Annotated in this window: 6 protein-coding genes and 2 pseudogenes; 2 read left to right on the forward strand and 6 right to left on the reverse strand. The window is 61.7% G+C overall.

Translation table 11 applies throughout. The features are described from left to right. The 3 genes from UW3_RS27225 to UW3_RS0117685 form a co-directional block, all read right to left on the reverse strand. Nucleotides 1-1,205, reverse strand: a 1,205-nt coding sequence (locus UW3_RS27225) for a saccharopine dehydrogenase family protein (RefSeq protein WP_010224054.1), incomplete at its 3' end; no start/stop codon positions are given. Between the two features lie 27 nt (nucleotides 1,206-1,232). Next, the gene (gene nspC, locus UW3_RS0117680; protein WP_010224056.1) at nucleotides 1,233-2,330 is read right to left on the reverse strand and encodes a carboxynorspermidine decarboxylase; all 1,098 of its coding nucleotides are present in this window, start codon (nucleotides 2,328-2,330) and stop codon (nucleotides 1,233-1,235) included. A gap of 105 nt (nucleotides 2,331-2,435) precedes the next feature. Continuing rightward, a complete protein-coding gene (locus tag UW3_RS0117685) occupies nucleotides 2,436-3,068 on the reverse strand; it encodes a LysE family translocator (protein WP_010224059.1) in 633 nt (210 codons plus the stop codon). Nucleotides 3,069-3,222: 154 nt separating this feature from the next. Between UW3_RS0117685 and UW3_RS0117690 the strand changes: the two genes are divergently transcribed. Next, entirely contained in the window at nucleotides 3,223-3,675 is a 453-nt protein-coding gene (locus UW3_RS0117690) for an Lrp/AsnC family transcriptional regulator (protein WP_010224061.1), read from the forward strand. A 62-nt stretch (nucleotides 3,676-3,737) separates the two neighbouring features. Beyond that, a pseudogene (locus tag UW3_RS30290) lies at nucleotides 3,738-3,851 on the forward strand (hypothetical protein); the annotation flags it as partial. Here the strand turns inward: UW3_RS30290 and UW3_RS0117695 are convergent. The 3 genes and pseudogenes from UW3_RS0117695 to UW3_RS0117705 form a co-directional block, all read right to left on the reverse strand. Then, a pseudogene (locus UW3_RS0117695) lies at nucleotides 3,802-4,698 on the reverse strand (LysR family transcriptional regulator); the annotation flags it as partial. The pseudogenes UW3_RS30290 and UW3_RS0117695 overlap by 50 nt on opposite strands. Then, entirely contained in the window at nucleotides 4,698-5,009 is a 312-nt protein-coding gene (locus UW3_RS0117700; protein ID WP_010224063.1) for an NIPSNAP family protein, read from the reverse strand. The gene UW3_RS0117700 and the pseudogene UW3_RS0117695, both read right to left, overlap by 1 nt. A gap of 60 nt (nucleotides 5,010-5,069) precedes the next feature. Next, entirely contained in the window at nucleotides 5,070-5,729 is a 660-nt protein-coding gene (locus UW3_RS0117705) for an HD domain-containing protein (protein WP_026001386.1), read from the reverse strand. Between the last annotated feature and the right edge of the window lie 128 nt (nucleotides 5,730-5,857).

The following is a 5,857-nucleotide window of genomic DNA, read 5'->3' on the forward strand; positions in this document are numbered from 1 at the left end:
TTAACCCGAGTCGGCAAGCCCATCACGTCCAGCGCCTTGAGGAACGGCTCGGCAGGCAGCTCCTCGACGTTGACCATGCGCTGCACGTCCCACTCGCCACGGGCAACCAGCAGCGCTGCGGCGACTGGCGGCACGCCTGCGGTGTAGGAAATGCCCTGGCTATCGGTTTCGGCGTAGGCCTCCTCGTGATCAGCTACGTTGTAGATGAACACTTCGCGCGGCTGGCCGTCCTTGGTGCCTTTGACCAGGTCGCCGATGCAGGTCTTGCCGGTGTAACCCGGCGCCAGCGAGGCAGGATCGGGCAGCACGGCCTTGACCACTTTAAGCGGCACCACTTCCAGGCCTTCGGCGGTCTTGACCGGTTGCTCGGAAAGCAGGCCAAGGTTCTTCAGCACGGTGAAGACGTTGATGTAGTGCTCGCCGAAGCTCATCCAGAAACGCACGTTCGGCACGTCGAGGTTCTTCGACAGCGAGTGCACTTCGTCATGGCCGGTCAGGTACAGGTTCTGCGAACCGACTACCGGCAGGTCGTCGGTACGTTTGACTTCGAACATGGTGTTGCTGGTCCACTGGCTGTTCTGCCAGCTCCACACCTGCCCGGTGAACTCGCGGAAGTTGATTTCCGGGTCGAAGTTGGTGGCAAAGTACTTGCCATGGGATCCGGCATTGACGTCGAGAATGTCGATCGAATCAATGCTGTCGAAATACTGTTGCTTGGCCAGGGCCGCATAGGCGTTGACCACGCCCGGATCGAAGCCCACGCCAAGAATGGCGGTAACGTTCTTTTGTTGGCATTCCTCGAGGTGTTTCCACTCGTAGTTGCCATACCAGGGCGGCGTCTCGCAGATCTTGCCCGGTTCTTCGTGAATGGCGGTGTCCAGGTAGGCCACGCCGGTATCGATGCAGGCACGCAGCACCGACATGTTGAGGAAAGCGGAACCGACGTTGATGACGATTTGCGATTCGGTTTCGCGGATCAGCGCTTTGGTCGCTTCGACGTCCAGCGCATTCAACGAGAAGGCCTTGATCTCTGCAGGTTGCTTAAGGCTACCCTTGGCCTTGACGCTGTCGATGATGGCCTGGCATTTGGAGATGTTGCGCGACGCGATAGCAATACGACCGAGTTCGTCGTTGTGCTGCGCGCACTTGTGGGCCACCACCTTGGCGACACCTCCTGCACCAATGATAAGAACGTTCTTCTTCAATTTCTCTTTCTCTCCTTTACTGCCAGCTTACGACAGGCTGGACAAGTAGTCTTCGAACCCGAATTCACGAACCAGCTCGACACTACCGTCGAGTTGTTTCACTACGATGGACGGCATTTTCAAGCCGTTGAACCAGTTTTTCTTGACCATGGTGTAACCTGCTGCGTCAACAAACGACAGCCGATCGCCGATGGCCAGCGGACGATCGAATTGGTATTCGCCGAAAATGTCCCCGGCAAGGCAGGATTTGCCGCATACCATGTAGGTGTGTTCGCCCTCGCTTGGCGCCAGCTTGGCGTTCAGGCGGTAGATCAGCAGGTCGAGCATGTGCGCTTCGATCGAGCTGTCGACCACGGCCAGGTGCTTGCCGTTGTAGAGGGTGTCGAGCACGGTCACTTCCAGCGAGGCGCTCTGGGTGATCGCCGCTTCGCCCGGCTCCAGGTAAACCTGCACGCCGTACTTCTCGGAGAACGCTTTCAGGCGCGCGCAGAAGGCGTCGAGTGCATAGCCTTCCCCGGTGAAGTGGATGCCGCCGCCGAGGCTGACCCACTCGACCTTGTACAGCAGGTGGCCGAAGCGCTCTTCGATGGTCCCGAGCATCTGGTCGAACAGGTCGAAGTCGCTGTTCTCGCAGTTGTTGTGGAACATGAAGCCGGAGATCTTCTCGATGACTTCTTCGACCTTCACCGGGTCCCACTCGCCCAGGCGGCTGAACGGGCGCGCCGGGTCGGCCAGCAGGTAGTCGGAGCTGCTCACCTGCGGGTTGACGCGCAGGCCGCGGACCTTGCCTTCAGAGGCATCGGCAAAGCGTTGCAGCTGGCCGATGGAGTTGAAGATGATCTTGTCGCAGTTGTCGAGCATCTCTTCGATTTCATCGTCGGCCCAGGCCACGCTGTAGGCGTGGGTCTCGCCGGCGAACTTCTGGCGGCCGAGCTTGAGCTCGTACAGCGACGACGAAGTAGTGCCGTCCATGTACTGCTGCATCAGGTCGAACACCGACCAGGTGGCGAAGCACTTGAGTGCCAGCAGGGCCTTGGCCCCGGACTGCTCGCGCACGTAGGCGATTTTTTCCATGTTGCGCAACAGCTTGGTTTTATCGATGAGGTAGTACGGCGTTTTGATCATTTCGAGGCCCCCGGCCAGGCCGGCCAAAAAAAGGACACGCATTGTGCCTTCCCTTGTCCCAAGTCGAAAGAGCAAAAGCGCTTTTCCCTTGATCAGCGGTCAAATTCAGAGCATTCGCAGGTGGCCGAGCCACTGTTCGACGAGCAAAACCGCGGCAATCAGGATCATCGCCAGCCCCGACACCCGGCTGACCACTTTCGCCGCCGTGGGCCGCGCCTGCAGCACCGCCTGCGAGCCAAAGCCCACCAACAGATAGACCACCGCGCAACTGAAGGCATGGACCAGGCCCAGGGTGATGACCTGTACCGGCACAGGCCAAGCGGCCATGGCGTCGGTAAATTGTGGCAACAAGGCCAGAAACAGCAGAAACACCTTGGGGTTCAAACCGCTGACGCAAGCGCCTTTGAGTGTCCAGCGTGCCCAGGAGGCCGACGCCTGTGCCTGCCCGGCTTGTGGTACCGAAGGATGGATGAGCATGTTCACGCCCAGCCACAGCAGGTAAGCCGACCCCGCCACCGTCAGCAGCGTCAGGGCCATGGGGTTGCTCGCCACCAGCCCGCCAACCCCGGCGGCGACCACCAGGGTTGCCGCCAGGTGCCCGAGCAACAGCCCGGTCACGGCAGGCACCACCACCCGGCCGCGCATACCGGCAGAAATGGCATAAGCCCAGTCCACGCCCGGGGTGATCACGAACAACAAGGATACCGCCCAGAAAGCGGCCAGCATGTTCAAGGTCATGGCTGCACCGCCTGGGGCTGCGCCTGGAAGTTTGTTGTCTGCATCGTGCTCTCTCAGTCCGGATGTGGAGTTGGGAGGGAGATTAGAGAAAAGCTGGTAGGATTATCTTTCGAATATTCCAGCCTTGACCGCCCCTGGAGAAAGGTTCTTCTCAATGGACAGGATTGACCGCAAGATTCTTGCTGAACTGCAAAACGACGGACGCCTGTCGGTGACCGAACTGGCCGACCGGGTGGGTTTGAGCCTGTCGCCCTGCCACCGTCGGCTGCGTGCCCTGGAGCAATCCGGGGTGATCCAGGGCTACCGCGCGCAACTGGCACCGGGAGCCCTGGGGCTGAACTTCTCGGCGATGGTGTTCGTGACCTTGCGCGAAGGTGATCGCCAGGCGGTGAGCGCCTTTGAAGCGGCGCTGCAGGAGATACCCCAGATCGTCGAGGCGCAGCGGCTGTTTGGTGATCCGGACTACCTGCTGCAGGTGGTCAGCCGCGACCTTCCCGCCTTTCAGCAGCTGTACGATGAGCAGCTGTCGGCACTGCCCAATGTCCAGCGCCTGACCTCGACCCTGGTGATGAAGCGGGTTATCGACAACCGCCCGTTGCCGATGTGAGCCGAGCGCACAATTGCTCTAAACCCCCGTCGCGCAAACGGGTTAGGGTCGTGCATGCCCACGCCCTGTTGGGCGTCGGTAGTGCGCGATTGCGGCGCTTCAATCAACTGTTGGCGTTGCTGCTGGTCGCTTCAGCCTGGCTGAATGTGTTTGCAAAAAGGCCTGCAGCGCTTTGACCCGCTCGGTCACCTGCGCCCGATGCGGGCACATCAGGTACACCGGAACGTGCTCGCCCTGCCACTCGCCCAGCAGCGGCAGCAGGCGCCCGGCTTCGACGTCCGCGGCCACGTCCAGCCAGGCCTTGTACGCCACACCATGCCCGGCCAGGGCCCAGCGCCGGGCGACCTCACCGTCGTCGCAGCGATACTCGCCCTGCACCCGTACTTCGCTCACTTCACTGCCGCGCGCAAAACGCCACAGGTCGTAAGGTCGCCCGTTGCGCTGATAGATCACGCACTGATGGCGGGCCAGGTCCTGGGGCGTCGAAGGTGTGCCATGGCGGGCCAGATACTCGGGGCTGGCACAGGCAACACGGTGGTGATCGAGCAGAATCGGCAAGGCGACCATGTCGGAGTCGGCAGGCACGCCAAAGCGCAAGGCGACGTCGACCGGTTCGCGGTACAGGTCACTGGCCTGGTCATTGAGCAGCAACTGCAGCTGCACCCGCGGGAACTCGCGCTTGAACTCGTCCAGCCAGGCCAGCAGCACACTGCGACCAAAATCCGACGGTGCCGCCAGTTGCAACAGGCCGCCCATCGCCAGGGACTGTTCGCGCAGGGCCTGCTCTCCCTCAGCCAGGGCCCCGAGGGCCAGGCGCACGCTGTCGAGGTAACGACGGCCTTCGTCGGTCAGCCGTTGCTGGCGGGTGGAACGGGCAAACAGGCGGACCTGCAGGCGCGTTTCCAGACGCTTGAGCGCAAGGCTGGCGGCCGCCGGGGTGATGTCCAGGCTGCGCGCGGCAGCAGACAAACTGCCCTCGTCGGCCACGCGCACGAACAGCTCAAGATCAAAAAGCGTGCTCATCAGTCCTGACCGAATACCGGACGGAAAAACGAGCGCTCATAGCTAATGATGCACCGGGTGTCCTGGGCGTACTGGAAGGCGGCCAGGCACTCAGGGTCGTTCATCGAGTCCTGGCGGTAGCGTTCGTACTCGGCAAGGCTTGGAAAGCTGAACATCGCCAGGGCGATATTGTTGGCGCCTTCGGAGGGCAGGAAGTAGCCGTGGTGCTGGCCGCCGAAGCGCTCCACCAGCGGTATCCAGAGTTTGCCGTAATGCTCGAACTCGGCGAGTTTGTAGGGATCGAGGACGTAGCGCAGGTAGCAGGTGATCATCGGTGGCTCTCGCTCAGATTGTTCGGCAGCCGAGAATGCACGAATCCACCGCTGCCCGCATCACTCTTGAGGGCCGGCAATCTCGTCCATGAAGCCTTCAACGAACAGCTCCAGGCGCCGATGCCGCTCGGCGGCCAGGCGTGCGCCCTCCCCGGTCTGAAAACCCGAGGCCAGTTTCAGCAGCTTGGTATGGAAATGTTCGAGGCTGAACTGGCGATCCTGGTAATCACGCCCTGCCGCGGTGGGGTTGTTGAAGTCGTATAGCGCAGAGCCCATGCGCCCGCCGACGTAAAAACAACGGGCCACGCCGACCATGCCGATGGCGTCCAGGCGGTCACTGTCCTGAAGAATTTTTGCCTCAAGGGTTTCAGGCTGCAAGCCGGCAGAAAAACTGTGGGTGGCGATGGCGTGGGCCACGGCGCTGATGCGCTCGGCAGGCCAGCCGAGTTCGGCCAACAGCGTTGTAGCCCTGTCTGCGGACAGCGTCGACGCCTTGGCGCGTAGCGGGGAATTTTTTTCGACCGCAACGCAATCGTGCAGCAAGGCGGCGGCCAACAGGATCTGCAGGTCGCCGCCCTCCTTGGCCTGGAGGGTTCGGGCGTTGGTCCAGACCCGGTGGATGTGGGCCAGGTCGTGGGAGCCATCGCCGTTGTCCCCAGGCAAGTGCGGCAACAAAAGGTCGGCGAGGGCCTGGCAGGGGTGGAACGGTTGGGCGGGCATCATGAGCGGATTCTTGGACTGGGCAATCGAAAATACGCCAGCATCGCCTGGATTGCGACCGCTTCGCGCTCGTCATCCAGGCCATCCCAGATGTGCAGACTGTACCGGCCCCATCGCTGGCAAACCAG

It is taken from the genome of Pseudomonas donghuensis, from assembly GCF_000259195.1.
GTDB lineage: Bacteria > Pseudomonadota > Gammaproteobacteria > Pseudomonadales > Pseudomonadaceae > Aquipseudomonas > Aquipseudomonas donghuensis.